The following is a 26448-nucleotide window of genomic DNA, read 5'->3' on the forward strand; positions in this document are numbered from 1 at the left end:
GGTTCGCCCCTTTCCTGACCACCCTCCAATTCTCCCACCCGGCACTGACAATCGATCGCCTTGAGAGGGCGCGGCCTCTGCGCGCGGGCGGCCGTGGAAACGTAAGCTGTGGCTCGTCATAGGGACCGGGCAGCGGGGATGAACATGGCGATGATGCGCCTGAGGCGCGAGGACCCGCGCGTCGTCGGCTCGTTCAGGCTTCACAGGCGGCTCGGCGCGGGTGGGATGGGCGTGGTCTACCTGGGCTCCGACAAGAAGGGGCAGCGGGTCGCGCTGAAGGTCATCCGGCCGGACCTGGCGGAGGATCAGGAGTTCCGCTCCCGGTTCGCCCGTGAGGTCTCGGCGGCCCGGCGGATCCGGGGCGGGTGCACCGCGCGGCTGGTCGCCGCCGACCTGGACGCGGACCGGCCGTGGTTCGCCACGCAGTACGTACCGGGCCCGTCGCTGCACGACAAGGTGGCCGACGAGGGGCCGCTCGGCGCGGCCGACGTCGCCGCGGTGGGGGCCGCGCTCTCGGAAGGGCTGGTCGCCGTGCACGAGGCGGGGGTCGTGCACCGGGATCTGAAGCCCTCCAACATCCTGCTGTCCCCCAAGGGGCCGCGGATCATCGACTTCGGCATCGCCTGGGCGACCGGCGCCTCCACGCTCACGCATGTCGGCACGGCGGTCGGCTCCCCCGGATTCCTCGCGCCCGAGCAGGTGCGCGGCGCGGCGGTCACCCCGGCCACGGACGTCTTCTCGCTCGGCGCCACCCTCGCCTACGCCTCGATGGGCGACTCGCCCTTCGGACACGGCAGTTCCGAGGTGATGCTGTACCGGGTGGTGCACGAGGAGGCGCAGCTGCACGGGGTGCCGGACGCGCTGGCGCCGCTGGTGCGGGCCTGTCTGGCGAAGGACCCGGAAGAGCGGCCCAGCACCCTGCAACTGTCGCTGCGGCTCAAGGAGATCGCCGCCCGTGAGGCCCAGGGCCTGGCCGACGTACGGCCGCCCGCGCCCCGTGCGGCGGAGGCGGACCGGCCGACGGGGCAGCTCGCCGACACCTATCCGGAGCGGGAGCGGCGGCGTCCGCCGGGGCCGGGTTCCGCGTCGGCTCCCCGGGGCACCGGCGGTTCCCCGGGCCCGGGAGGTTCCCGGGGTGCCGGAGCGGGGCGCGGTGCGACGCCGTCGCGCGGCGGCGGTCCGGCCCGGGACAAAAGCCCGTCCCGTGGGGGCACTCCCGTACGGGGCGGTACGCCCGTGCCGCGGCCCGGGGGCACCGGTTCGCGGTCGGGTGCGCGGCCCACGTCCGCCTCCCGCAACACCCGGTCCGGCAACGGCCAGGGCAACGGGAGCCGTCCCGTGCCGCGCAGCGGGGCCGGCCGGCCAGGGCCGCGCACCACGGGGACCGGGCGGCGGCCCGCCAATCCCCGGCTGCTGCGCCAGCGGCTGTTCGTGTTCGTCGTCGTGACGCTGCTGGTGGCGCTGGGCATCGCCGCGGCGCAGGGCTGTCAGGGGCCGTCGCGCGGACTCGGCGGCGACGACAGGGGCGCCGTACGGGCGCAGCAGACCCAGACCCAGACAGACGTAGCAGACGTAGCAGACGTAGCAGACGTAGCAGACGTCAGAGACTAGGCCGGGTGCGGTCTGGTGGCGTAGAAGGCCACCGCCGAGGCGGCCGCCACGTTGAGGGAATCGACGCCGGCGTCCATCGGGATGCGGACGTGTTCGTCGGCGGCGGCCAGCGCGCCGGGGGTGAGGCCGTCGCCCTCGGTGCCGAAGAGCAGGGCGAGCCGGTCGTGGTCCCGGGCGGCGAGTTCGTCCAGGGTGACGGCGCGCTCGCTCAGGCAGAGCGCGGCGACGGTGAAGCCGGCCGAGCGCAGGGTGTCGAGGTCGTGCGGCCAGGAGTTCAGGCGGGTCCACGGGACCTGGAAGACGTTGCCCATCGAGACCTTGACGGACCTGCGGTAGAGCGGGTCGGCGCAGCGCGGGGTGAGCAGCACCGCGTCGACGCCGAGCGCGGCGGCGTTGCGGAAGGCGGCGCCGATGTTGGCGTGGTCGACGATGTCCTCGAAGACGGCGACCCGGCGGGCGCCGGTCAGCAGGTCGGCCGGCGGGGGCGTGGGCCTGCGGTGCATCGAGGCGAGGGCGCCGCGGTGCACGTGGTAGCCGGTGACCTGCTCGGCGACGGCCGGGGAGACCACGTAGACCGGGGCGGTGGCCGCCTCGATGACGTCGCGCATGACGTCGGCCCACTTCTGCGACAGCAGCATGGAGCGCATCGCGTAGCCCGCGTCCGCGGCCCGCCGGATGACCTTCTCGCCCTCGGCGATGAACAGGCCCTCGGCGGGTTCGCGGCGGCGGCGCAGGGCGACGTCGGTCAGGTCGGTGTAGTCGTGCAGGCGGGGGTCGTCGGGGTCGGTGACGGGGACGGGTTCGGCCACGTCACGCCCTCTCGTGCGGGCCGACGCCGACGACCGGGCCGATGACGATGACCGCGGGCGGGCGGACCTCGCGGGCGACGGCCGTCTCGGCGACGGTGGCCAGGGTGGCGTCGACGCGGCGCTGCGCGGCGGTGGTGCCCTCCTGGACCAGGGCGAGGGGGGTGTCGGGGGACTTGCCGTGCGCGACGAGGGTCTCGGCGATCTTCCCGATCTTGTCGACGCCCATCAGGACGACCAGGGTGCCGGTGAGCTTGGCCAGGGACGGCCAGTCGACCAGCGAGCGCTCGTCGTCGGGGGCGACGTGCCCGCTGACCACCGTGAACTCGTGGGCGACGCCGCGGTGGGTGACCGGGATGCCGGCCGCGCCCGGCACCGAGATGGAGCTGGAGATGCCGGGGACGACCGTGCAGGTGATGCCCGCCTCGGCCAGGGCCTGCGCCTCCTCCATGCCCCGCCCGAAGACGAACGGGTCGCCGCCCTTGAGCCGGACCACGGCCTTGCCCTGCTTGGCGTGCTCGATCAGCGCGTTGTTGATGGCCTCCTGGGCCATGAACCGGCCGTACGGGATCTTCGCCGCGTCGATCACCTCGACGTGCGGCGGCAGTTCGGCGAGCAGGTCGCGGGGGCCGAGCCGGTCGGCGATGACGACGTCGGCCTCGGCGAGCAGCCGGCGGCCGCGCACGGTGATCAGGTCGGGGTCGCCGGGGCCGCCGCCGACCAGGGCGACGCCCGGGGTGCGGGTGCGGTGGTGCGGGGCGACCAGGGTGCCGTCGCGCAGGCCCTCGACCACCGCGTCGCGGATCGCGGCGGTGCGGCGGGGGTCGCGGCCCCGGGCGTCGGTGGTCAGGACGGCGACGGTCACGCCCTCGCTGTGGCCGGTGGCCGGGGTCCAGGCGGTGGCCTCGTCGGCGTCGTCGGAGCGGACGCACCAGACGCGGTGCCGTTCGGCCTCGGCGGAGGCGGCGGCGTTGGCGGCCGGGTCGCTGGTGGCGATCAGGGCGTACCAGGCGTCGGCGAGGTCGCCGTCGGTGTACGGGCGCCGGGTCCAGCTGATCTCGCCGGTGTCGGCCATCGCCTCGACCGAGGGGGTGGCCTGCGGGGAGACCAGGAGGACGTCCGCGCCCGCCGCGACGAGGGCCGGCAGGCGGCGCTGGGCGACCTGGCCGCCGCCGAGGACGACCACGCGGCGGCCGGTCAGGCGGAGACCTACGGGGTAGGCGGGGTGTTCGGCCATGAGGGTGCGGCTCCTCGGGCTGGCGGGGTGCGGTGGGGCGCGCTGCGGCTCTGGAGCTGCCCTGACATGCGGATACGTGGGTACGAGAACACGTGCGTACGAAGACACGTACGTACGAAGACACGTGCGTACGAAGACATACGGGATACCTGCGGATTTTACGCAGCCGGCCGGGGCGGCGGCGAGTGATCACCGCCACCCCGGCCGGACGCGGGGCTACTTCTCGGTGACGCCCGCCGAGTCGAACGTGGCCACCTCGTGCATCGCCCGGGCGGTGCTCTGCACCATCGGCAGGGCGAGCAGCGCGCCGGTGCCCTCGCCGAGGCGGAGGTCGAGGTCGACCAGCGGGCGCAGGCCCAGCTTGTTGAGGGCGGCGACATGGCCGGGCTCGGCGCTGCGGTGACCGGCGATGCAGGCGGCCAGCACCTCGGGCGCGATGGCGCGGGCGACCAGGGCCGCGGCGCCGGCGCTGACGCCGTCCAGGATGACCGGCGTACGCAGTGAGGCGCCGCCGAGCAGCAGGCCGACCATGGCGGCGTGCTCCAGGCCGCCGACCGCGGCGAGCACGCCGATCGGGTCGGCCGGGTCGGGCTGGTGCACCTCGATGGCGCGGCGCACCACCTCGGTCTTGCGGGCGAGGGTCTCGTCGTTGATGCCGGTGCCGCGGCCGGTGACCTCGGCCGGGTCGGCGCCGGTGAAGACGGAGATCAGCGCGGCGGACGCGGTGGTGTTGGCGATGCCCATCTCACCGGTGAGCAGCGCCTTGTTGCCGGCCGCGACCAGGTCGCGGGCGGTCTCGATGCCGACCTCGATGGCCTGCTTGGCTTCCTCGCGGGTCATCGCGGGGCCGGCCGTCATGTCGGCGGTGCCCGCGCGGACCTTGCGGGGCAGCAGGCCGGGGGTGGCGGGCAGGTCGGCGGCGACCCCGACGTCCACGACGCACACCTCGGCGCCGACCTGGGTGGCGAAGGCGTTGCAGACCGCTCCGCCGCCCAGGAAGTTGGCCACCATCTGGGCGGTGACCTCCTGCGGCCAGTGAGTGACGCCCTGGGCGTGCACCCCGTGGTCGCCGGCGAAGACCGCGACGGCGGCGGGCTCGGGGATCGGCGGCGGGCACTGCCGGGACAGGCCGGACAGCTGGGCGGAGATGATCTCCAGCATGCCGAGCGCGCCGGCCGGCTTGGTCATCCGCTTCTGCCGCTCCCACGCCTCGCCGAGCGCCTTGGCGTCCAGCGGGCGGATCTGCGCGACGGTCTCGGCGAGCAGGTCGTGCGGCTCCTCGCCGGGCAGCGCCCGGCGGCCGTACGTCTCCTCGTGCACCACCCAGGACAGCGGGCGGCGCTTGGACCAGCCGGCCTGCATCAGCTCGGGCTCGTCCGGGAACTCGTCGACGTAGCCGACGCACAGGTAGGCGACCACGTCGAGGTGCTCGGGCAGGCCGAGGGCGCGGACCATCTCGCGCTCGTCGAAGAAGCTGACCCAGCCGACGCCGAGGCCCTCGGCGCGGGCGGCGAGCCAGAAGTTCTCCACCGCGAGCGCGGAGGAGTACGGCGCCATCTGCGGCTGGGTGTGCCGGCCGAGGGTGTGCCGGCCGCCGCGCGTGGAGTCGGCGGTGACCACGATGTTGACCGGGGTGTCGAGGATGGCCTCGATCTTCAGTTCCTTGAACTGCTTCGCCCGGCCCTTGGGCAGCGACTTGGCGTACGCCTCGCGCTGGCGCATCGCCAGTTCGTGCATGGCGCGCCGGGTCTCGGCGGAGCGGATGACGACGAAGTCCCAGGGCTGCGAGTGGCCGACGGAGGGGGCGGTGTGGGCCGCCTCCAGGACGCGGAGCAGCACCTCGTGCGGGATGGGGTCGCCGCGGAAGCCGTTGCGGATGTCACGGCGTTCGCGCATGACCTTCAGCACGGCGGCGCGCTCCGCGTCGTCGTAGCCGGGGGCGGCCGGACCGGTGGACCGGCGTGCGGCTTCCCGGTCCTCCTGCTCGGCGGCCCGGGTGTCCAGGTCGTCCGCGTGCTGGACGTCGCTCTCGCGGGGGGCGGGGACGGTCGGGGGCGTCTGTGTCTCCGGCGTCGTGGCCGACTGGGGTCCCTGGGCGGGCTGCGGGGCCGTGGCCACCTGCTCCTGCTCCGGGGCGGACTGGGGGGCGCCCTCCACTGTGTGCTGCTCCTGGACGAACTGGGGGCCCGGAACCGCAGCCGGGGGCTGCGGAGCCTGGGCAAGTGGTACGGGCGGTGCGGACGGTACGGGTTCTGCGACGGGCGCGTCGGGGGCGACGAGGACCGGCTGAGCGGCGTGCGGCTGCCGCGGGTCCGGGCCCGGGGTGGTCTCCGGGTGCGGCGGGGCGTCGTCGGGGACGAGTTGCTCCGGGGTGGCCGGCGTGGCGTCTTCCGGGACGGCGGGCCCCTCCGGGGTGGCCGGCGTGGCGTCTTCCGGGACGACCGAGGTGGATTCCTCCGGCGCGGTCGGGGCTGGTTCCTCCGGTACGACCGCGGTGGATTCCTCCGTTACGACCGAGGTCGGCGGGGTTTCGGCCGGGGCGGCGGGCTGTGGGGTGGCCGCGGCCACGGGCGGCTGCTCCGGGGAGGGCTGCGGCGGCTGTACCGGCCCCTGCCAAGCGGCTTCGACCGGCGCGTCCGGGGGGAGGGGGGCGGCGGGGGCCGGCTGCTCCGGTGCGGGGTCGCCGGGTTCGCCGGTCGCCTCCGGGGTGACGGGGGCGGCGGCGAGCGGCGCTTCGGGGCTCGGTGCGGGTACGTCGTTCCCGGCGGCCGGCACGACCTCGGCGGGGTCCGGCAGCGCGGTGGGGGTGGGGACGGGGGCGGGTACCGCTTCGGGCTCAGGGGCGGGGACGGCTCCAGCGGTGTGGGGCGCCTCGGCGTCCGGCTCGGGGGCGGAAACCGCTTCCGGCTCGGGGGGAGTTACGGGTTCGGGGGCGGCTACGGGTTCCGGGGCGGCCGCTACGGCGACGGGGGTGAGGGGCGTCTCGGGGCCGGGCTCCGGGGCGGGTACCGCCTCGGGCGCGTCCGGGGTCCGGGCCTCCGCAACTACCGACACCTCTGCGCTCTCCGGTGCCTGCGCCTGCGCCTCAACGGAACCGGGCGCGTCGAAGCCCTGGCCGCCAACGGAACCAGGCGCGTCGGAGCCCTCGCCCGCCAGCGGACCGGTCACGTCGGCGGACACCTGCTCCGCCACGGAACCGGGCACCTCAGTCACCGGCTCCGGCACCGGACCGGCCGCCGCCGATGCCACGGGCTCCACGGGGGGCACGGGCTCCACGGGTGGCACGGCCTCCAGGGGGTCCTGGTCGACGCCCGCCACCCGCTCCACGACCGCCTGGGCCACACCCGCCGCCGGTGCACCCGGCGCGCTCGGCGGGCCCGCTGCCGGAACAACCGTTTCCGCGGTCCCCGCCCCGGCGTCCGCCGGGGGCTGGGGCGTGGTCGCCGGGCCCCAGGGCGTCGCCGGCTGCGGGGGGTCGAGGTACTCGGGGCCGGTGGCCGGCGGGCCGGCGGGTCTGTTCGGCGTGGCGGCCGGGCCGCGGTCGGCGAGGGTGCGGACCGGGCTCGCCGAGGCGTCGGGAATCGGCGGGCCCAGGTGCAGGGGGCGGCGCGGGGCGGCCGGGGCCGGGGCCGGCGTACGGACCGCGCCGAGGTCGAACGAGCCGCTGTCCCGGCCGGACGTCTCGTGCGCCTCCGGCTCGTGGACGGCCTCGACGACGGGCTCCGGAGCGGGCGGCGCGACCTCGTTGCCCCAGGCGCTCTGGGCGCCGGGCAGCAGCAACAGGTCCTCGTCCTCGGCGGTGGTCTCGGAGAGGTAGGTGTACGCACCCGGCGCGGCAACGCCCGGCTGCTCCACCATGCCTGCGTTCTCCGGCAGCCCCTCGCCCGGGATCTGGCCGGTGTCGGTCATGCGTACCCCTCGCCCATCGGTTAGTGCTCCTACGACCAGCTCACCCGGAACGGCGCACCGACCGCTCCCCAGTGAAGAACGAGCGTGCGTGCCCAGCGGCACGAACGACCCGCCGGAAAAGGCGACAAAGCCATTGAGTGGCATTCTCGCGGCCGTTCGCCCGTCACGACAGCTTGATTCACGACGGGCCGCTGTGGACTGCGCCACGTTGCGCGCCCTCAGGTTTCGCCGTACCACACCCCGCCCAAAACGGTCGGGTTTTCCGGACATTGACCGACGAAGTGCCGGATGCCCGAGAGCGGTACAACGATCGGCCAGCCTACCGCGCGCGGTACGACAACCGGATCACGGGGCGCGGTCCTCCCGCTCCGGCAGCACGCCGCTGAGCAGGAACGCGACGCTCCGCTCGGTCTCCGTCCAGGCGCGGGTGTCCAGTCCGACGGACTGGAGCAGGGCGCACTCGACGCGGAAGCCGTGCTCGGTGAGGTCCCGGCCGACGAGTTCGGCCTCGTCGCGGGTGGCGGCGTGGGCGACGACGCGCTGCGGGCGGCGGTCGGCGACCGCGGAGACCACGGCCGCTCCCCCGCCGCCGACCCGGACGACGTCCGGTTCGGGCAGGTCATCCAGGACGTGCGGGGCGGTGCCGTGCAGGATCTGGAGCTGGACGCCGAAGCGGCGGGCGGTGGCGTCGGTGCGGGCGCAGGCGGCCGGGTCCCGGTCGACGGCGATGACGGCGGCGCCGCCGCGGGCCGCCTCGGTGGCGAAGGCGCCGCTGCCGCAGCCGATGTCCCACACCAGGTCACCGACCCGGGGACCGAGCCGGGCCAGCTGGGCGGCGCGCAGCAGGTCGGTCTCGCCCTCGCCGAGTCCGCCGCCGTACGCCTCGGCGGGCAGCGCCCAGCCGCGCGGTCCGGTGGCCGGGTCGCGGCCGGCGATCCAGCCCGCGCCGTCCGCCACGGCGGCGACCGAACCGCCGGCGACGATGACGAGGTTGGGGTCCCGCCAGGTGTGGTCGGCGGCCTTGTCGGAGGTGACGACGGTGACCCGTTCCCGGGTGGTGCCGAGTTCCTCGCAGATGACGAAGGTGCGGTGCACGCCCTCCAGGAGCAGGCCGAGTTCGGCGGGTCCGGCGCCCGGCGAGGTGAGGACGGCGACCTTGGTGTGCGCCCGGCAGACGTTCACCGCGCGGCGCAGGGTGCGCGGGTGGGCGACGACCACCTGGGCGTCGTCCCAGGGCATCCCGGCCCGGGCGAAGGCGGCGGCGACGGCGGAGACCGCGGGGACCACCTCGACCTCCAGGCCGAATTCGGGCGCCCGCAGGGTGCGTACGACGCCGAAGAAGCCCGGGTCGCCGTCGGCGAGCACGACCGCGGTGCCGCGGTGGGCGGCGATGCGGCGGGCGGCGAGGGCGACGCTGCCGAGGCGGACGCGCTCGGCGGCGGGGGGTACTTCGGGCAGCGCCAAATGGTGTCCGGCACCGGCCACCAGGGTGGCGGCGCCGAGTGCGGAGCGGGCCGCGGCGGTCAGCGGCGAGCCGTCCCAGCCGATCACCGTGACGCGGTCGGCCATCGTCGTCAGTCTCCAGGTTTTTCGCAGGTCGTCGGGGGTGCGGCCACGGAGGGACCGCAGTGAGCGTACCCGGCGGCGGAGCGGGTCAGCTCCAGTCGGTGAAGGCGGTGAAGCCGCCGGTGTCGGCGAGGTGCTCGGCCGCGCCCTCGATGTCCTCGGGCAGCAGGCTCCACACGATGAAGTCGGTGCGTACGTCGGTCCAGGTGCCGTCCTCGGACCGGACGTGGGCTATACAGGCGCCCCGCAGGACGCCCTCGCTGATGCAGCCGATCTTCTGGGCGACCTGCTGGGAGGCGGTGTTGTCGGCGGCGGTGCGCAGCTCGACGCGTTCGAACTTCTGGTCGCCGAACAGCCACTGGGCGGTGGCCAGCGCGGCCTCGGAGGCGTAGCCCTCGCCGCGCGCCCAGGGGGCGACGATGTACGACAGCTCGGTGGCGCGCACGTGCCAGTCGGTCCTGGCCAGCCGGACGGTGCCGACCAGGCGCTGGGTGAGGAACTCGGTGACGGCGAGGTCGAGTCCGCGGCCGGCCGCGCGGCGGGCGGCGGCGTCCCGGGTGATCCAGGTGCGGGCGGCGTCCTCGGTGAAGGGCTGCGGTACGTCGGTCCAGGCGCCGACCTGCTCGTCGTTCATCATGGCGGCGAGGGCGGGGACGTCGTCCTCGTCCAGGGGACGCAGCACCAACCGCTCCGTGCTGATGGAGATGTTGGGGAAGGTGCTGCTCGTCATGCGCCGCTCCGTAACCTTCGAACCGTCGAAACCGTCGGGGCCTCACGCTCGGGCCTCACTGAACTGCCCAGCATGCAGCATGGGCCGGCGGAATCGCACCACGGGGTCGGCTCCGGGCCGGAGCCGACCCCCGGGGAGGATCAGAACGACGGGATGACGGACCCGGAGTAGTTGTCCTCGATGAACTTCTTGACCTCGTCGGAGGTGAGCAGCTTGGCGAGCTTCTTGACCCGGGGGTCGTCCTCGTTGCCCTCCTTGACCACCAGGAGGTTGACGTTCGGGTTGTTCTCGGCGGACTCCAGGACCAGGGCGTCCTTGGACGGCTTGAGGTCGGCCTCGAGCGCGTAGTTGCCGTTGATGACGGCGGCGTCCACGTCGTTCAGGGAGCGCGGGGTCTGGGCCGCCTCCAGCTCCTTGAACTTGAGGTTCTTGGGGTTCTTGGTGATGTCGGCGGTGGTGGCGGAGGTGCCGGCGCCGTCCTTCAGGGTGAGCAGTCCGTTGTCGGCCAGCAGCTGGAGGGCGCGGGCCTCGGTGACGGTGTCGTTGGGGACGGCGATGGTGGCGCCGTCCTTGAGGTCGCTCGCCTTGTCGGCCTTGTTGGAGTACAGGCCGAGCGGCTCCAGGTGGACGGAGGCGACGGACTTCAGGTGGGTGCCGTTCTTCTTGTTGAAGTCCTCCAGGTACGGCTCGGTCTGGAAGTAGTTGGCGCCCACCGAGCCGTCCTCCGTCGCCGTGTTCGGCGTGACGTAGTCGGTGAACTCCTTGACCTCCAGGTCGAGGCCGGCCTTCTTCGCCAGGTTGTCCTTGACGTAGTTCAGGATCTCGGCGTGCGGCACGGGCGTCGCGGCGACGACCAGCGGGCCGGAGGTGTCCGAGGCGGAGTCGTTGTCCGAGCCGCAGGCGCTGAGCCCGAGGGTGAGGGCTCCGGCGGCGAGGACGGCGGTGGTGATCTTTGCGGTGTTACGCACGAAAAGTGCCTTTCCTTCAGGGTGCAGCGGTCCCGGGTAGGGACGTTCGGGGGGATGAGCGCCTTGGTCAGGCTCGGTCAGGCTCGGTCAGGCTCGGTCAGGCTCGGTCAGGCGATCTTGCTGATGTCGGCGGCGGCGGGCTCCTTGGCCTTCAGCAGCCTCAGCCTCGGGTTGGGTCCGGAGCGGCCGCCGCGCCGGTGCAGGGCGCGGGCGGCCCAGTCGCCGGCGAACTGGATGACGGAGATGGCGACGGCGAGCACCGCCACGGTGATCCACATCAGGCCGGTCTCGAAGCGCTGGTAGCCGTAGCGGACCGCGAGGTCGCCGAGGCCGCCGCCGCCGACCGTGCCGGCCATCGCGGAGTAGCCGATCAGGGCGATGACCGTGGTCGTGGTGGAGGCGATCAGGGAGGGCAGCGCCTCGGGGACCAGCACCTTGCGGACGATGGTCCAGGTGCTGCCGCCCATCGCCTGGACGGCCTCGACCAGTCCGCCGTCGACCTCGCGCACCGCCGTCTCGACCAGGCGGGCGAAGAACGGGATGCCGCCGATGGCCAGCGGCACGATCGCGGCGGTGGAGCCGATGGTGGTCCCGGTGACCCAGCGGGTGAAGCTCATCAGGGCGACCATCAGGATGATGAACGGCATCGAGCGGGCGATGTTCACGATCTGCCCGAGGACCTTGTTCACCGGGGTGCTCTGGAGCAGGCCGCCGCGGTCGGTGAGGACCAGCAGGACGCCGATGGGCAGGCCGGCCACGACCGCGATCAGGGTCGACCAGCCGACCATGATCAGCGTCTCCTGACCGGCCTGCGCCAGCAGGGGCTGCATCTCGGACCAGGTCATCGCGCACCTTCCTTGACCAGTTCGGCACCGTCCACCACGTCGATCTGGAGACCCTGCTCGCGCAGGAAGCCGACCGGCACGACGTTGTCCTCGTAGCGGCCGGGCAGTTCGATGCGCATCCGGCCGACCTGGCGGCCGCCGACGGTGTCGATGGCCGCGCCCAGGATCGATATGTCGATGTTGTAGGTGCGGGAGAGCTGGGAGATGACCGGCTGGGTGGCGGCCTCGCCGTGGAAGGTGACGTCGACGACGGTGCGGTCCTCGGCGGTGCGGGCGCCGCTCACCGGGAAGAGCGCGGCGGCCAGCTCGGAGCCCGGGGTGGCGAGCAGGTCGCTCACCGTGCCGGACTCGACGATCCGGCCGGCCGCCATCAGGGCGGCCGAGTCGCAGACGCTCTTGACGACGTCCATCTCGTGCGTGATGAGCAGGACGGTCAGGCCGAGCTGCCGGTTGAGGTCGCGCAGCAACTGGAGGATGGACCGGGTGGTCTCCGGGTCGAGGGCGCTGGTCGCCTCGTCGGAGAGGAGCACCCGGGGGTCGCCGGCCAGCGCGCGGGCGATGCCGACGCGCTGCTTCTGGCCGCCGGAGAGCTGGGCCGGGTAGGCCTTGGCCTGGTCGGCGAGGCCGACCAGGTCGAGCAGTTCCAACGCCTTGGCGGAACGTTCCTTCCCCGACTTGCCGAGGATCTCCAGCGGCAGTTCGACGTTGTCCCGCACGGTCCGGGTGGAGAGCAGGTTGAAGTGCTGGAAGACCATGCCGATACGGCTGCGCGCCTGCCGCAGTTCCCGGCTCGCGCGCGGGCCGCGGCCGGCCAGCGCGGTGAGGTCCTGGCCGGCCACGGTGACCGTGCCGGAGGTGGGACGCTCCAGGAGGTTGACGCAGCGGATGAGCGAGGACTTGCCGGCGCCGGACTGGCCGATGACGCCGTAGACCTCGCCTTCGCGGACATGCAGATCGACGCCGTCGAGGGCGGTGACCTCGCGACCGCGTGAGCGGTAGACCTTGGTGAGGCCGGAGGTGGTGATCACGTGGGTTTCCGTCACTGTCGAGTGCGCGGGCGCGGGTGGGCCCGGGCACGGGTGCATGCGGTTCGGGGACGCGGACGCGGCACGGTGCGCGTGGTGGCGGTGGACCGGCGGGAGCCGGGTGCGCGCGGCCGGGGCTCGGTCGCCTGCGGCGGACCGGAGCCGGCTCTCGCTTCGGGGCGCGAGGCTCGGGTGGTGCGGGGGCCCTCTAGCAGGCGCGCATTCGACCCGTACAACGAGCACCGGGCGTCATCGTCGCCTCGGTCGCAGGAATGCGGTCGCTCGTCGTGGTCATGGGATCAGTAAAGCAGATGTATACGTTCGGCCCGGATGCCGCTGTCCGCATAGTGGACAGCGGCGGAACGCCGGAGGCCGCGGGGCCCGCGCGTCAGTCCCGTACGGAGATCTCCACTCCCCCGTCGGTGACCAGTACCGACAAGGCCGACAGGTCCTCGACCACCAGGTCGGCGTCGAGTTCGGCGGCGGTGTGGGTTGTGGCCAAGGCCACGGTCCGCATGCCGGCCGCGCGGCCGGAGCGGAGTCCGGCCGGGGCGTCCTCGAAGACGACGCAGCCGGCCGGGTCGACGCCGAGGGCGCGGGCGCCGAGCAGGTAGGGCTCCGGGTCGGGCTTGCCGCGGGTGATGTCGTCGGCGGCTATCAGGGTCTTGGGCAGGATGCCGACGGCGGCGAGCCGGGCCTCGGCCAGCCGCCGGGTGGCGGAGGTCACAACGGCCCAGCGGTCGGCCGGGAGCGCGTCGAGGAAGCCGCGGGTGCCGGGCAGCAGGTGCACTCCGCCGCCCGGTACGTCCTCGACCTCCAGGTCCTCGATCCGGGCGACGGCCTCGGGGACGACGTGCGCGGGCAGCAGGTCGGCGGCGACCTCGGCGGCGGTGCGGCCGTGCAGCTCGACCTGCCCGAACCGCTCGGCGGTGATCCCGTACTCCCCGGCCCACCGCGTCCAGCAGCGCCGCACGGACTCCAGGGAGGAGAGGAGGGTTCCGTCGTTGTCGAACAGGAGGGCCTGGGCACGGATCTTCATACCGTCGACCCTACGGCGCCCGCCGGGGTCGGCGGCATCGGGCCCATTACCCCGTAATAGGGTCACTGCCATGCTTGACGTCCTGACGCTGGTGACCGGCGTCGCCGCGCTGCTGCTCGCCGCCTGGTGCGGCTGGGCCGCCTACCGTGACCAGCCGACCAAGGACTGGCACTTCATCGGGATGGCCGTGGTGTCGGTGCTGGCGCTGGCGCAGCTGGTGATCGGGATCGTGCAGCTGGCGCGGGGCGAGCAGCCGGAGCAGGGCACGGTGATCTTCGTGGCCTATCTGATCGGCGCCTTCGCGTGTGTCCCGGCGGCGGCGTTCATGTCCCTGGCCGAGCGGACCCGCTGGGGCTCGGTGACGGTGGCCGCCGGCGGAATCGTCCTCGCCGTCCTTCAGGTGCGGCTCTATGACATCTGGGGAGGCTGAGATGGCGACGGCCGAGAAGAAGCCGGAGCGGACACGGCTGATCGCCGGGCCCGGCATCCTGCTGGTCTGGCTGTACGGCGTGATGGTGGTCGGCGCGGTGTCGCGGTCCGTCTACCAGATCGCCACCGACTTCGACCGGGCGCCGCTGGCGTACACGCTGTCCGCGCTGGCCGGGGTGGTCTACGGCTTCATCACGTACACCCTGGTGCGGGGCGGGGAGACGGCCCGCCGGGCGGCCCGGGTGTGCTGCGCGGCGGAGCTGGCGGGGGTGCTGATCGTGGGCACCTGGACGCTGCTGGAGCCGTCCGCGTTCCCGGACTCGACGGTGTGGTCGGACTACGGGATGGGCTACGTCTTCATCCCGGTGCTGCTGCCGCTGTCGGCCCTGTACTGGCTGCGCCGGGCGCGCGCCGCGTGAAGCTCCGCGCGGGCGCCCGGCGCCCGCGTCATGCCGTGGCCGCGTACGCCCCGGCGTGCTTCTCCAGGACGATCATCGGGACGCCGTCCGCGCCCTCGGCGGTGCCGACCGTCTCGTAGCCGACCCGGCGGTACAGCCGCAGGTTGCTCTCGCTGCGGTGGCCGGTGTGCAGGCGGAAGCGGGTGGTGCCGCGCTGCTCGGCGAGGGCCGCCTCGGCCGCCTTCAGCAGCCGGGCGCCGATGCCGTGGCCCTGGAGCCGGGGGTGGACGCAGAGTTTGCCGATGGCCGCGGCGCCGTCGTCGGTCACCCGGCCGCGCACCGAGCCGACCACCTCGTCGCCGAGCCGGGCCACGAAGACGCAGTCCTTGGCGACCTCCTCGCGCACCGAGTCGAGGCTCTGGACGAGCGGGTCGATGCGGTAGTTGCCGTACAGCGCCGCCTCGCTCTGGAAGCAGAGGTACTGAAGCCGGAAGATCTGCTCGGCGTCCTGCTCGGACGCCGCCGAGATGGTCACGCTCATGCCCATGTGCGCATGCCTCCCGCTCACCTGATCGCCTGTTGTTCCTCACTCCTATCCCCGTCGTCAGTCGCCCGCAACCTCCGGCGTCAGCAATCGGCGCAGACATCCCAGACATCGGGAACGTTCCGGTCCAAGACTGCCCTGTGAGATACCCAACTCCCCCGCGATCTCGCGGTATGTCAGGTCTTTCGGGGACAGCAGCGCCTCCATCAGCCGGGGGCAGCGGCCGGGCAGCCGGCGCACGGCCGCGCGCAGCGCCCGGTGGCGGGCGGCGGCCAGGGCGTGTTCCTCCGGGTCGCGGTCGGCGGCGTCGGTGGGCTCGGTGCCGTACGGGCGTTCGGCGCGGGCGGTACGGCGGGTGCGGCGGACCTCGGTGCGCACCGCGCTGCGCAGCCAGCGGTGCGGGTCGCGGGGCGGGTCGCCGGCGTCCAGGCGTTCCAGAAGGCGCAGCCAGACCGCCTGCTCGAGGTCGCCGGGCTCGGCTCCGGACGCATATGCCTCGGCGGTGGCCTCGGCGGTGAGCAGCGGGCGCAGGAGGGTGAGCAGGTCATGCGTCATATGCGGAGATACGACCGGCGCCCGGGTGGCGGTTGCCCGAGCGGCCGGATGTCACTCCAACCGGTGGCGCGCTGTTGGCTGTTGACGCGTCAGCCGCGGTTGAAGTCGTCGCGGGCCAGCAGGCCGGTGTCCGGGTTGTCGGTGAAGACGCCGTCGATGCCGGTGGCGAAGTACGCCTGGAAGGCGCCGAAGGCGTCCCCGTAGGCGTCGGCGTCGGTGCCCTTGCGGAAGTCGGCGGGGAGGAAGGGGTTCTCGTTGCGCATCGTGTAGGGGTGCAGGATCAGGCCCGCGCGGTGGGCGTCGCGCACCAGGGTGGTCGGTTCGGTGAGCCGGCCGGCCGCGTCGCGCGGGATGACCAGGTCCAGGGTGGGGCCGATGCCCTGGGCGTAGGAGGCGATCTCCTTGAGCCCCGCCGGGGTGATCAGGTCGTCCGTGGTGCGCGGGTCGCCGGTCGCGACGAAGTCGTAGGGGCGGGAGCCGGCGCCGGACAGCAGTACGGCGAGCGGGTTGCCGACCAGCTTGTTCATCCGCTGGATGCTGGTGGGCTCGAAGGACTGCACGATGACCGGCGAGTTCTTCTTGTCCTTGCCGTGGGCGCGCAGCAGCTTGGCGAGGCGTTCCTCGGTGGGCAGGCCCAGCTCGCGGAAGTAGGTGGGGTGCTTCAGCTCGGGGTAGATCCAGACCTGCTTGCCGCGCTCGCGGGTCTGCTCGTCCTGCCAGCGCAGTACCTCTTCGAAGGTGGGGATCTCCCAGCGGCCGTCGTAGAGGGTGTTGTGCGGGCGGTTGGCCGGGATGCGCTCGGTGGCGCGCAGCGTCTTCAGTTCGGCGAGGGTGAAGTCCTCGGTGAACCAGCCGGTGGTGGCGACGCCGTCCAGGACCTTGGTGGTCCGGCGGCCGGCGAACTCGGGGTGGGCGGCGACGTCCGTGGTGCCGCCGATCTCCGGCTCGTGCCGGCAGACGAGGTGGCCGTCCTTGGTGGGCACGAGGTCGCCGGCCTCGACGATGTCGGCGCCCATGTCGAGGGCGAGCTGGTAGGAGCCGAGCGTGTGCTCGGGCCGGTAGCCGCTGGCCCCGCGGTGTCCGACGATCGTCGGCACGGGGAGGCTCGCCACGCCGCCGCCCTTGCCGTTCCCGCGGCCGGACCCGGTGGCGTTCGCGGTGCCGGACAGGCCCAGCACCGCGCCGCCCGCGCCGAGCACCGCGGCGCCGAGCAGCGCCCGCCGTCCGGTGCCGCTCGTCCGCTCGTTCGGCTCCTGCGTTCCCATGAGGCCCCTTGGTTGTCTGGATCGTCGTCCGGTCGGATGCGGGCCGATCGTAGGGGCACGTACATGACCAACGGGAGACCTCGGGCGGAATGCGGAGGTGACGGGGGATGTCGTGTGGGGCTTGGGGGATTGGAGGGCTGAGGGCCCGGGGGTCGGGGGCCAGTGCCTTTTCGGAACCCCCGGGGCTTCGAGGGCTTCCCGGGGGCCGGGGGGCTTCCCGGGGGCCGGGGGGCTTCCCGGGGGCCGGGGGGCTTCCCGGGGGCCGGGGGCTTCCCGGGGCCCGATGGGTGACGCCCCGTCGGCTTTCGCGCGGGCGCGGCGGGTACCCGGCCGGTCGGTGAGGCACGGCGGCGGCGCGAGCCGCGTCACATCGTTGCGGCCGGGTTTCCGGCGGGCGACGGCGCGCCCCACCAGGTGAACACGTGTCAACAACGCGTAAGACCCTGGTGAACCCGACGTGCGCGACCCCGGGGGCCGCGAGTAATGTCCTCACCTGCACAGACTGGTACCGCATTCCCCGACATCCACGCCACACTGACACCGGAGGGCCCGTTGTCCCGCTTCGCGCTCATCAAGGCAGTGCTCGGTCCGATCATGCGCCTGATGTTCCGCCCACGGGTGGAAGGCGCGGAGAACATCCCGGGCGACGGCCCGGTGATCCTGGCCGGCAACCATCTGACGTTCATCGACTCCATCGTGCTGCCCATCGTCACCAGGCGGCAGGTCTTCTTCATCGGCAAGGACGAGTACGTCACCGGCAAGGGCTTCAAGGGCCGGCTGATGGCCTGGTTCTTCACCGGCGTCGGCATGATCCCGGTGGACCGGGACGGCGCGAGCGGCGGGGTGGCGGCGCTGATGACCGGGCGCCGGGTGCTGGAGGAGGGCCGGATCTTCGGCATCTACCCGGAGGGCACCCGCTCCCCCGACGGCCGTCTGTACCGGGGGCGGACCGGCATCGCCCGGCTCACGCTGATGACCGGCGCGCCGGTCGTGCCGTTCGCGATGATCGGCACGGACAAGCTCCAGCCGGGCGGCCGGGGCTTCCCGCGCCCCGGCCGGGTCACGGTCCGCTTCGGCGAGCCAATGGAGTTCTCCCGGTACGAGGGGATGGACCGCGACCGCTATGTGCTGCGGGCGGTGACGGATTCGGTGATGACCGAGGTGATGCGGCTGTCCGGGCAGGAGTACGTGGACATGTACGCGACGAAGGTGCGGAAGGCGGCGTAGCCGACCGGCGAACCGGGGCAGCTGCCGCCCGAGGGCCTGGCACCTGCCGCCCGAGGGCCGCGCGAGGGCCCGGCCGACGGGTGGCGAGTGCGACGCGCCCGGCCCCGGCCCGGCGCAGATGCAGACCCGGCGGAAAGTGGCCGGCCTGGTTGCATCCGCACGGCTCCTGGCGCATCGCCGTGCCGGACGGGACGCGGCAGGACCGCACCGGCTGGAGCGCGCGGGCTACTCCGCCTCGTCCGCGCCGTCCGCCAGTTTCTGGCCGCGCAGCGGGAACCACGCCGCCACGGCCGCCGCCAGCAGGACGGTCGCGCCGATGCCCGCGGCCAGCGCGAGTCCGTCGACGAAGGACTGCCGGGCGGCGTCCAGCAGGGCCGCGCCGGTGGCGCCGGGCAGGTGGGCGGCGGACTCCACGGCCCCGCCCAGTGACTCGCGCGCCTCGGGCGGCGTACCGGCCGGGCCGGTGAAGTCCCGGTAGACGCCGGTGACGATGGAGCCGAGCAGGGCGATGCCGAGCGCGGCGCCGAGTTCGTACGCCGTCTCGGAGACCGCGGAGGCGGTGCCCGCCTGGTCCCGGGGGACGCTGGAGAGGATGACGTCGGCGGTGACGGTGAACGAGAAGCCGGCGCCCAGGCCGACCACCAGCAGGGCGGTGCCGAGCAGCGGGTAGCCGGTGGACTGGCCGATGACGGTGAGCGCGGCGAGCGCGAGACCGACGGCGGCCAGCCCGCCACAGACGACGGCCCGTACCGAGCAGCGGCGGGCCACGCGCCCGGCGACCAGACCGGCCGCCACCGCGCCGAGCGCGGCGGGCAGTTCGGCCAGCCCGGCCTCGAACGGCCGTCTGCCCTGCACCAGTTGCAGGTACTGGGAGAGGAAGAACACCAGCCCCGACAGGCCGAGCACGGTCAGCAGGTCGGCCAGCACCGCGCCGCTGAAGCCCCGGCTGCGGAACAGCCGCATGTCGAGCAGCGGCACCGGCAGGGTGAGCTGGCGCCGGACGAACCCGTACAGCGCGGCGGCGCCCAGCAGCCCCGCGCCGAGCGTGGCCCAGCCGAACCCGTGCGCGGCGGCCTCCTTGACCGCGTACACCGCGCCGATCATGCCGACCAGCGACAGGGCGACGCTGAGCGGGTCGAACGGGCCCGGGTCCGGGTTCTTGGACTCCGGCAGCAGTTTGACGCCGACGACCACCAGGACGGCCATCACCGGCAGGTTGATCAGGAAGACCGAGCCCCACCAGAAGTGTTCGAGCAGGAAGCCGCCCAGCATCGGGCCGACCGCGGCGCCGGCGGAGGCGGCGGCGCCCCAGACGCCGACGGCGAGGCTGCGCTCGCGCGGGTCGTGGAAGAGGTTGCGGATCAGGGCCAGGGTGGCCGGCATCAGGGTGGCGCCCGCGACGCCGAGCAGCGCCCAGGCGAGGATCAGCACCTCGGGCGGGTGCGCGTAGGCGTTGAGCACGGACAGCGCGCCGAACGCGGTGGCGCCGAGCAGCAGGATCCGCTTGCGGCCTGGGGGTCCCCCCGCGCCCTCAAGGCGTGGGGGAGGTCGCCGAGCTGCCCATGGTGACCAGCAGACCGGCGATGACGAACGAGTACACGTCGCCGATCCACAGCAACTGGGTGCCGGAGGGCGCGAGGTCCTCACTGATGTACGGGGTGGCCAGGCCGAGGACGGTGGCGTCCACGGCCACCAGCAGCACGGCCAGGACCAGGACGGCGAGCGCCAGCCAGCGGCCGGGGCGCGTCACCGCCCGGCCCGTGGTGGCCGGCCGCAGGGTGCTGGTCATGATCCCTCTCTTCGCAGTGCGCCGCCGAGCAGCAGCTCGACGATCAGGCGGGTGCAGTCGTTGCGGGCCACGCGGCCCTCCAGGACCGCCCAGGCGCCGGAGGCCAGCAGGCCGTAGAACGCCTCGGTGAGCCAGACCGGGGGCAGGTCGAGGCGGAACTCGCCGCTCTCCTGGCCGCGCCGGAACAGGGCGGTCAGCCGGCTGTCGAGCCGGTTCCAGCCCTCGTCGACCTTGTCGCCCTCGAACAGCTGGTTCTCGGTGTAGAGGAAGGCGAGCAGCGCGGCGGAGGGTTCCATCGCGCCGACCAGCCGGCGTACGGCGTCGGCGGCCGGGCCCTGATCGGTGCGGGCGGCGGCCAGGGCGGCCTCGCACTCGGCGATGCCCAGCGCTTCCAGCGCCCGCACCAGGGCGTCGCGGCCGGCGAACTGGCGGTGCAGCGTGGCCCGGCTGATCCCGGCCGCCCGGGCCACCTCGTCCATGGTGGCGGTGGACTTCCGGGTCAGCCGGGCCGCGGCGGTGCGCAGCACATGGTCACGGTCGACAGCCATGAGACGACCGTGACCCATGTGAGACGTTCATGTCTCATCCCGGGCATGCGTGACTCACCCCGGAGGGTGGGTCACGGGAGGGGTGAGGCTCAGTGCCAGGGGAGCTGTCCGCGCCGCTGCCAGTAGGCGCGGGGGTCCTCGGCGAGGGCGGCCAGGCGGGCCGTCCGCTCGTCGTCGAGGACGGCCGGCCCGGCGGTCAGGTTGGCGGCGAGCTGGGGGACGGTCGCGGCGCCGGAGAGGACGACGCGGACCCAGGGCTGCCGCAGGACGAACGCGAGGGCGACCGCGTCGCGGCCGAGGCCGGTCTCCTCGGCGACGGTCCGCAGCGCGTCCGGCGCGTGCGGGCCGGCCAGCCGGCCGTTGGCCATGCCCTCCTTGACGATCACCGACAGCCCGGCGTCGTGCGCCTCGGCGAGCGCCGGGCCCGCGGAGGTCTCCAGCGCGTTGTACGTCGACTGCACGGTGCGGAAGAGGGGGGCGCCGTCGACGGTGACGGCGAGCGCGGCGCGGACGGCGTCGGCCTGGGCGGGGCCGGAGGTGGAGAAGCCGACGGCGACGCCCGTCGCGGCCAGCTCCGCGAGCCGGGCGTGCAGGTTCCTGTCGGTGAGGGCCGGGCTGTCCGGGGTCACCGAGTGGATCTGGTAAAGGTCGAGCCGGTCGCCGAGCAGCGCGTCGGTCTCGGCGCGCTGCCGCTCGTAGGTGGCGAGGGAGTGGTCCTTGACCTCGTGCTGCTCGGCGTCGGTGGACCAGCCGGCGGTGTAGGTGTAGCCCCACTTGCTGCCGACGGTGACGTCGTCGACCTCCGGCCGGGCGGTCAGCCAGTCGGCGAGGAACTCCTCGGCGCGGCCGTAGGAGCGGGCGGCGTCGAAGTAGCGGACGCCGGCCGCGTACGCGCTGTCGAGGAGGGTGTGGGTGCGGGTGCGCAGCGTCTCGACGCTGCGGTTCGCTCCGAGGTCCGCGGCGCGGCCGAGGTTGATGTAGCCGGGGCGGGCTACCGCGGCCAGGCCGAAGCCGAGGGCTTTTTCGGGGAGGGGGAGGGGCATCGCGGGTCCGTTCGGTCGGCCTCAGGTTTTCGACCAACGTAACCCGCGATGACCTGCGCCTCAGAGCTCGGTCCGACAGGTGTACGGGCGGGTGCGGGCAGTGCGTGGCTTGTCGCGCAGTTCCCCGCGCCCCTGTACGCCTACTGCCGAGCCGTTGCCCACACGTGCTGCTGCTCCACGTTCTTCTTCACTTCCGCCAGCTGGACCGCGACCGCGCTCGGGGCCGTGCCGCCCCTGCCGTTGCGGGAGGCCAGGGCGCCCTGGACGTTGAGGACGGTGCGGACCTCGGGGGTGAGGTGCGGGGAGATCTTGGCGAACTGCTCGTCGGTCAGCTCGTCGAGTTCCTTGCCCTCGGCCTCCGCCGCCTTGACGCACTCGCCGGCGACCTCGTGGGCGACGCGGAACGGGACGCCCTGCCGGACCAGCCACTCGGCGATGTCGGTGGCCAGCGAGAAGCCGGCCGGGGCCAGTTCCGCCATCCGCTCGCGGTGCACGGTGAGGGTGGCCATCATGCCGGTGAAGGCGGGCAGCAGGATCTCCAGCTGGTCGATGGAGTCGAAGACCGGCTCCTTGTCCTCCTGGAGGTCGCGGTTGTACGCGAGCGGGAGTGCCTTGAGGGTGGCCATCAGGCCGGTCAGGTTGCCGATCAGGCGGCCGGACTTGCCGCGGGCCAGCTCGGCGATGTCCGGGTTCTTCTTCTGCGGCATGATCGACGAGCCGGTGGAGAACGCGTCGTGCAGGGTGACGAAGGAGAACTCCTTCGTGTTCCAGATGATGATCTCCTCGGCGATCCGGGAGACGTTGACGCCGATCATGGCGGTGATGAAGGCGAACTCGGCGACGAAGTCCCGGGAGGCCGTGCCGTCGATGGAGTTGGCGGCGCTGCCGTGCTCGAAGCCGAGGTCGGCGGCGACCGCCTCCGGGTCCAGGCCGAGGGAGGACCCGGCCAGCGCGCCGGAGCCGTACGGCGACACGGCGGTCCGCTCGTCCCACTGGCGCAGCCGCTCGGCGTCCCGGGACAGCGCCTGGACGTGCGCGAGGACGTGGTGGGCGAAGAGCACCGGCTGGGCGTGCTGGAGGTGGGTGCGGCCGGGCATGGCCACGTCCGGGTGCGCCTCGGCGAGGCCGATCAGCGCGTCCTGGAGGTCGGCGATCAGACCGCCGACGGTGCGGGCGTGGTCCCGCAGGTACATCCGGAACAGCGTCGCCACCTGGTCGTTGCGGGACCGGCCGGCCCGCAGCTTGCCGCCCAGGTCGGGGCCGAGCCGCTCCAGCAGACCGCGCTCCAGGGCGGTGTGCACGTCCTCGTCGGCGATGGTGCCGACGAACGTCCCGGCGGCGACGTCCGTCTCCAGCCGGTCGAGCCCGGCGATCATGCGGGTCAGCTCGTCCTCGCTGAGCAGTCCCGCCTTGTGCAGCACGCGCGCGTGGGCGCGCGAACCGGCGATGTCGTAGGGCGCCAGCCGCCAGTCGAAGTGGACGGACGCGGACAGCTTCGCCAGGGCCTCGGCGGGACCGTCCGCGAAACGGCCGCCCCAGAGCCGTACGTCACCGCTGTTGCTGCTCACTTGCGTCGCTCCTAGGGAGGGTCGGTCGCTGGTATGCATGATTATGCGTCTCCCTGCATGAATCGTCAATCTGACGGGGCGGATGAACGCACGAAGGGGCGCTCGCGTACCCCTGAGCGCCGGGGCCGTCCCGTCTCGCGCCGGCCGGGACGGCCCCGGTGCCTGCGTGAATTCCCGGACAGGGGGCGCGCGAGCCCGCATAATCGTTAGACATGGGAAAGACTTATGAGCGCATAGACGGCAGACTCCGCACCTTCATCGAGTCCCAGCCCCTCTTCTTCACCGCCACCGCCCCGCTCGGCGCGGACGGCACGGTCAACCTCTCCCCCAAGGGCCTCACCGGTTCCTTCGCGGTGCTCGACGAGCACACCGTGGCCTACCTCGACTTCGCCGGCTCCAACGCCGAGACCGTCGCCCACCTCCGGGAGAACGGCCGGATCACGCTCATGTGGTGCGCCTTCCAGGGCCCGCCGAACATCGTCCGGGTGCACGGCCGCGGCGAGCCCGTCTTCCGCGACGACCCCCGCTTCCCCGGACTGCTGGCCCGGTTCCCGGACATCGACCCGGCCGCGCACGGACTGCGCGCGATCATCGTCGTGACGGCCGAACTGATCCGCGACACCTGCGGTTACGCCGTCCCCTTCATGGCGTACGAGCAGGACCGCGATCTGCACGCCAAGCGGTTCGCCCGGGAGGACGACGCCTCGCTCGACGCCTACTTCACCAAGAAGGAGCACATCGCGACCAGCCTGGACGGCCTTCCCGGGCTGCCGTTGCCGCTGCCGCCCTCTACGGTCTGACCCATGCGCCCCGGTGCCGTCGCCCTCGCCCTCGCCGCCCTCCTGCTGCCGGCCTTCGCCGCGCCGCCCGGCCCGCTGCCGGACCGGATGGCGGACACCGGCGCCGGCACCCAGCTGATCACCGCCGTCGCCCCGGACACCGCCGCCACCACCGGCACCGTCACCTGGTGGGACCGGAAGGGCGACGCCTGGGTGGCGGCCGGCTCCGCGCCCGCCCACTTCGGCGCGAGGGGCCTGGTGGCGGGCGACCGGCGGAAACAGGGCACCGACACCACCCCCACCGGCCTGTACCGCCTCCCCTACGCCTTCGGCATCGCACCGCCGCCGCCCGGGACGGCGTACCGCTACCGCCCGGTGCGCGCGGACTCCTGGTGGTGCCAGGACAACGGCTCCCGTGCCTACAACCGCTGGACCGAGCCGCGCCCCGCCGACTGCGCCGCCACCGAGGCCGAGCACCTGATCAGCTACGGCAAGCAGTACGCCCACGCCCTGGTCGTCGGCTTCAACTACGACCGCCCGGTGCGCGGGCGCGGCGCGGGCATCTTCCTGCACGTGAACGGGGAGGGCGCGACGGCCGGGTGCGTGTCGGTACCGGCCGACGCCATGCGCCGGATCCTCATCTGGGCGGACCCGGCGGCCCGGCCGCACCTCGCGATCGGCACCGCGCACGGGAAGACGGCGCTCACCCGGTACTGAACATCTCGCGGTCACGGCACGTACCTGTGGGCCAAGGGTCTTGTCCCCCACGGAGGAACCGTGACCACCACGCTCGCCGGCGGACGTGCCGCCCGCCGCCAGACGATGCGCCGCATCCGTCCGCGCCGTTCCCCGGCCGTCCCTCTGCTGCTCGCCGTGTGGGCGGGCGCGGCGGGCGTGTTGTGGCTGTGGTGGCGCAACACGCCCGCCATCTCCGACGACACCGGCCGGGTGCTCGGCGCGGGCCGCATCACCGGCCTGCTCGCCGGGTATCTCATGGCCCTCGTCGTGCTCCAGATGGCCCGGGTGCCCGCGCTGGAACGGCGGGTGGGCTCGGACCGGGTGGCCCGCTGGCACGCGATGACCGGCCGCTACACGCTCTGCCTGGTCCTCGCGCACGTCTTCCTGATCATGTGGGGGTACGCGCTCCAGTCCGGCCGGAGCCTCGGCGGCCTCGTCACGCAGACGGTGGAGTCGGTGACCGGCCTCCCCGACCTCGGCAAGGCGGCGGTCGGCACCGGTCTGCTGCTGCTGATCGGCCTGCTCTCGGCCGGCCCGGTGCGCCGCCGTGTCCCGTACGACTTCTGGTACCACGTGCACCTGCTGACCTACGCGGCGGTGTTCCTGACCTTCTGGCACCAGCTGACCGCCGGGAACGACTTCGTGGTGGCACCCCTCGCGCGGACCGTCTGGTACGCCCTGTACGGGTCGGTGACGGCACTGGTGCTCTGGTACCGGATCGTCACCCCGCTGCGGCTTAACCTGCGGCACCGGATGCGGGTCGAGGCGGTCGTCGAGGAGACGCCCGGGATCGTGTCGGTGCTGATCAGGGGGCGCAAGCTGCACCGGATGGGCGCGCAGGCCGGGCAGTTCTTCCGGTGGCGCTTCCTGGCCCCGGGCATGCGGTTCAGCTCCCACCCGTACTCCCTGTCCGCCGCCCCGCGGCCGGACATGCTGCGGATCACGGTGAAGGCGATCGGTGACCACAGCGCCCGGCTGCGGGAGCTGACGCCGGGCACCCGGGTGTGGGCGGAGGGCCCGTACGGGGCGCTGACCGCGCAGCGCCGCAGCCGGGGCAAGGTGCTGCTGGTGGCGGGCGGGGTCGGGATCACCCCGATGCGGGCCCTGTTCGAGACGCTGCCCGGGGCCGCGGGCGACATCACCCTCCTCTACCGGGCCAACAGCACCCAGGACCTGGCGCTGTGGGACGAGCTGGCCGCGATCGCCGACGCGCGCGGCGCCCGGCTGATGTACGCGGTGAACGGCCCGGACGGGGTGCGCCCCGACATCTCGGCGGATTCGCTGGCCCGCAAGATCCCGGACGTCGACCGGCACGACGTCTTCCTGTGCGGTCCGCCCGGTTTCGCGCAGTCGGTCTACGAGGCGCTGCGCGGCGCCGGGGTACCGGCCCGCCGGATCCATCACGAGTCGTTCGAGATGTGAGAGGCCGTCACGAAGCGACCGGCACAGAGCCACCGTCACGAGCTGAGGGAGATTCGGGAGATGAGGAAGAGCCATCCCGTCCGGCGCGCCGTGCTCGCGGGCGCCGCGACGGTGACCGGCGTGGTGCTGCTGCTGTCGCTGAAACCGGCGTCCGACCCGGGCGCCCCCGCCGCGGCCCAGTCACCGCAGGCCGGACAGCAGGGGACGGAGCAGGGCGGAGAACAGGCCGGCCAGGACGCCGCCGCCGGCACGGTCCTCGGTGACGCGGTCCGCACCCAGTACGGCCTCGTCCAGGTCCGCCTGACGCTGACCGACGGCAGGATCACCAAGGCGGAGGCCGTCCAGGCCCCCAAGGGCGGCCGCAGCGACCAGGTCACCGCCGACGCCGTACCCCAGCTCAACCAAGC

The 26448-nt window shown here is 73.6% G+C and carries 22 protein-coding genes and 2 pseudogenes; 8 read left to right on the top strand and 16 right to left on the bottom strand.

Features of this window, described 5'->3' with window-relative positions; translation table 11 throughout:
• The first annotated feature begins 138 nt into the window (after nt 1–138).
• Nucleotides 139–1611 (top strand): serine/threonine-protein kinase, encoded by a 1473-nt coding sequence (locus ACTT8P_RS03905; protein WP_442830088.1) that lies wholly within the window; start codon nt 139–141, stop codon nt 1609–1611.
• On the opposite strand, the gene ACTT8P_RS03910 is transcribed toward ACTT8P_RS03905, so the two are convergent.
• The 9 genes from ACTT8P_RS03910 to ACTT8P_RS03950 form a co-directional block, all read right to left on the bottom strand.
• Nucleotides 1608–2420: a TrmH family RNA methyltransferase gene (locus ACTT8P_RS03910; protein ID WP_442830089.1), complete on the bottom strand. Its 813-nt coding sequence runs from the start codon at nt 2418–2420 to the stop codon at nt 1608–1610. The two genes, ACTT8P_RS03905 and ACTT8P_RS03910, sit on opposite strands and share 4 nt — an antisense overlap.
• 1 nt (nt 2421) lies before the next feature.
• A complete protein-coding gene (cobA, locus tag ACTT8P_RS03915) occupies nt 2422–3654 on the bottom strand; it encodes a uroporphyrinogen-III C-methyltransferase (protein ID WP_442830090.1) in 1233 nt (410 codons plus the stop codon).
• Between the two features lie 216 nt (nt 3655–3870).
• A complete protein-coding gene (cobT, locus tag ACTT8P_RS03920; protein ID WP_442830091.1) occupies nt 3871–7563 on the bottom strand; it encodes a nicotinate-nucleotide--dimethylbenzimidazole phosphoribosyltransferase in 3693 nt (1230 codons plus the stop codon).
• 345 nt (nt 7564–7908) lie between these two features.
• On the bottom strand, nt 7909–9132 hold the full coding sequence (gene cbiE, locus ACTT8P_RS03925) for a precorrin-6y C5,15-methyltransferase (decarboxylating) subunit CbiE (protein WP_442830092.1): 1224 nt from the start codon (nt 9130–9132) through the stop codon (nt 7909–7911).
• 85 nt (nt 9133–9217) lie between these two features.
• Nucleotides 9218–9859, bottom strand: coding sequence for a GNAT family N-acetyltransferase (locus ACTT8P_RS03930; RefSeq protein ID WP_442830093.1), 642 nt, complete (start codon nt 9857–9859; stop codon nt 9218–9220).
• A gap of 140 nt (nt 9860–9999) precedes the next feature.
• The gene (locus ACTT8P_RS03935; protein ID WP_442830094.1) at nt 10000–10827 is read right to left on the bottom strand and encodes a MetQ/NlpA family ABC transporter substrate-binding protein; all 828 of its coding nucleotides are present in this window, start codon (nt 10825–10827) and stop codon (nt 10000–10002) included.
• A 107-nt stretch (nt 10828–10934) separates the two neighbouring features.
• Nucleotides 10935–11672 (bottom strand): methionine ABC transporter permease, encoded by a 738-nt coding sequence (locus tag ACTT8P_RS03940; protein WP_442830095.1) that lies wholly within the window; start codon nt 11670–11672, stop codon nt 10935–10937.
• A complete protein-coding gene (locus tag ACTT8P_RS03945; RefSeq protein WP_442830096.1) occupies nt 11669–12700 on the bottom strand; it encodes a methionine ABC transporter ATP-binding protein in 1032 nt (343 codons plus the stop codon). The genes ACTT8P_RS03940 and ACTT8P_RS03945 overlap by 4 nt, the downstream gene beginning before the upstream one ends.
• A gap of 385 nt (nt 12701–13085) precedes the next feature.
• Nucleotides 13086–13736: an HAD family hydrolase gene (locus tag ACTT8P_RS03950; protein WP_442830097.1), complete on the bottom strand. Its 651-nt coding sequence runs from the start codon at nt 13734–13736 to the stop codon at nt 13086–13088.
• 70 nt (nt 13737–13806) lie between these two features.
• Here ACTT8P_RS03950 and ACTT8P_RS03955 point away from each other — a divergent pair, with 70 nt between their 5' ends.
• The gene (locus ACTT8P_RS03955; RefSeq protein WP_442830098.1) at nt 13807–14166 is read left to right on the top strand and encodes a hypothetical protein; all 360 of its coding nucleotides are present in this window, start codon (nt 13807–13809) and stop codon (nt 14164–14166) included.
• A 1-nt stretch (nt 14167) separates the two neighbouring features.
• The gene (locus ACTT8P_RS03960; protein ID WP_442830099.1) at nt 14168–14584 is read left to right on the top strand and encodes a hypothetical protein; all 417 of its coding nucleotides are present in this window, start codon (nt 14168–14170) and stop codon (nt 14582–14584) included.
• Nucleotides 14585–14612: 28 nt separating this feature from the next.
• On the opposite strand, the gene ACTT8P_RS03965 is transcribed toward ACTT8P_RS03960, so the two are convergent.
• The 3 genes from ACTT8P_RS03965 to ACTT8P_RS03975 all read right to left on the bottom strand — a co-directional run bounded on the left by ACTT8P_RS03965 (nt 14613) and on the right by ACTT8P_RS03975 (nt 16927).
• Nucleotides 14613–15110, bottom strand: a complete 498-nt coding sequence (locus tag ACTT8P_RS03965) for a GNAT family N-acetyltransferase (protein ID WP_442830100.1) — start codon at nt 15108–15110, stop codon at nt 14613–14615.
• 57 nt (nt 15111–15167) lie between these two features.
• Nucleotides 15168–15662 carry a sigma-70 family RNA polymerase sigma factor gene (locus tag ACTT8P_RS03970; protein ID WP_442830101.1) on the bottom strand — a complete coding sequence of 165 codons (495 nt, stop codon included), beginning with the start codon at nt 15660–15662 and terminating at the stop codon, nt 15168–15170.
• 89 nt (nt 15663–15751) lie between these two features.
• Nucleotides 15752–16927 carry a glycerophosphodiester phosphodiesterase gene (locus tag ACTT8P_RS03975; protein ID WP_442830102.1) on the bottom strand — a complete coding sequence of 392 codons (1176 nt, stop codon included), beginning with the start codon at nt 16925–16927 and terminating at the stop codon, nt 15752–15754.
• Between the two features lie 603 nt (nt 16928–17530).
• Here ACTT8P_RS03975 and ACTT8P_RS03980 point away from each other — a divergent pair.
• Entirely contained in the window at nt 17531–18154 is a 624-nt protein-coding gene (locus tag ACTT8P_RS03980) for a lysophospholipid acyltransferase family protein (protein ID WP_442830103.1), read from the top strand.
• Nucleotides 18155–18379: 225 nt separating this feature from the next.
• On the opposite strand, the pseudogene ACTT8P_RS03985 reads toward ACTT8P_RS03980, so the two are convergent.
• From ACTT8P_RS03985 to argH, 4 genes and pseudogenes are all read right to left on the bottom strand, one after another.
• Nucleotides 18380–19943 (bottom strand): annotated as a pseudogene (locus tag ACTT8P_RS03985) (MFS transporter).
• Nucleotides 19940–20491 (bottom strand): TetR/AcrR family transcriptional regulator, encoded by a 552-nt coding sequence (locus ACTT8P_RS03990; RefSeq protein ID WP_442830104.1) that lies wholly within the window; start codon nt 20489–20491, stop codon nt 19940–19942. The pseudogene ACTT8P_RS03985 and the gene ACTT8P_RS03990 overlap by 4 nt, the downstream one beginning before the upstream one ends.
• Before the next feature lie 89 nt (nt 20492–20580).
• Nucleotides 20581–21534 carry an aldo/keto reductase gene (locus ACTT8P_RS03995; RefSeq protein WP_442830105.1) on the bottom strand — a complete coding sequence of 318 codons (954 nt, stop codon included), beginning with the start codon at nt 21532–21534 and terminating at the stop codon, nt 20581–20583.
• A gap of 140 nt (nt 21535–21674) precedes the next feature.
• Nucleotides 21675–23102, bottom strand: a complete 1428-nt coding sequence (gene argH / locus ACTT8P_RS04000) for an argininosuccinate lyase (protein WP_442830106.1) — start codon at nt 23100–23102, stop codon at nt 21675–21677.
• Between the two features lie 212 nt (nt 23103–23314).
• On the opposite strand from argH, the gene ACTT8P_RS04005 reads away from it, so the two are divergent.
• The 4 genes and pseudogenes from ACTT8P_RS04005 to ACTT8P_RS04020 all read left to right on the top strand — a co-directional run.
• Nucleotides 23315–23902, top strand: a complete 588-nt coding sequence (locus ACTT8P_RS04005; RefSeq protein WP_442830107.1) for a pyridoxamine 5'-phosphate oxidase family protein — start codon at nt 23315–23317, stop codon at nt 23900–23902.
• A gap of 3 nt (nt 23903–23905) precedes the next feature.
• Nucleotides 23906–24598, top strand: coding sequence for a L,D-transpeptidase family protein (locus ACTT8P_RS04010; protein WP_442830108.1), 693 nt, complete (start codon nt 23906–23908; stop codon nt 24596–24598).
• A gap of 60 nt (nt 24599–24658) precedes the next feature.
• Entirely contained in the window at nt 24659–26041 is a 1383-nt protein-coding gene (locus ACTT8P_RS04015; protein ID WP_442830109.1) for a ferredoxin reductase family protein, read from the top strand.
• Between the two features lie 60 nt (nt 26042–26101).
• A pseudogene (locus ACTT8P_RS04020) lies at nt 26102–26448 on the top strand (FMN-binding protein); the annotation flags it as partial.

It is taken from the genome of Streptomyces sp. JW3 (assembly GCF_052216785.1).
In the GTDB taxonomy this organism is placed as follows: Bacteria; Actinomycetota; Actinomycetes; order Streptomycetales; family Streptomycetaceae; genus Streptomyces.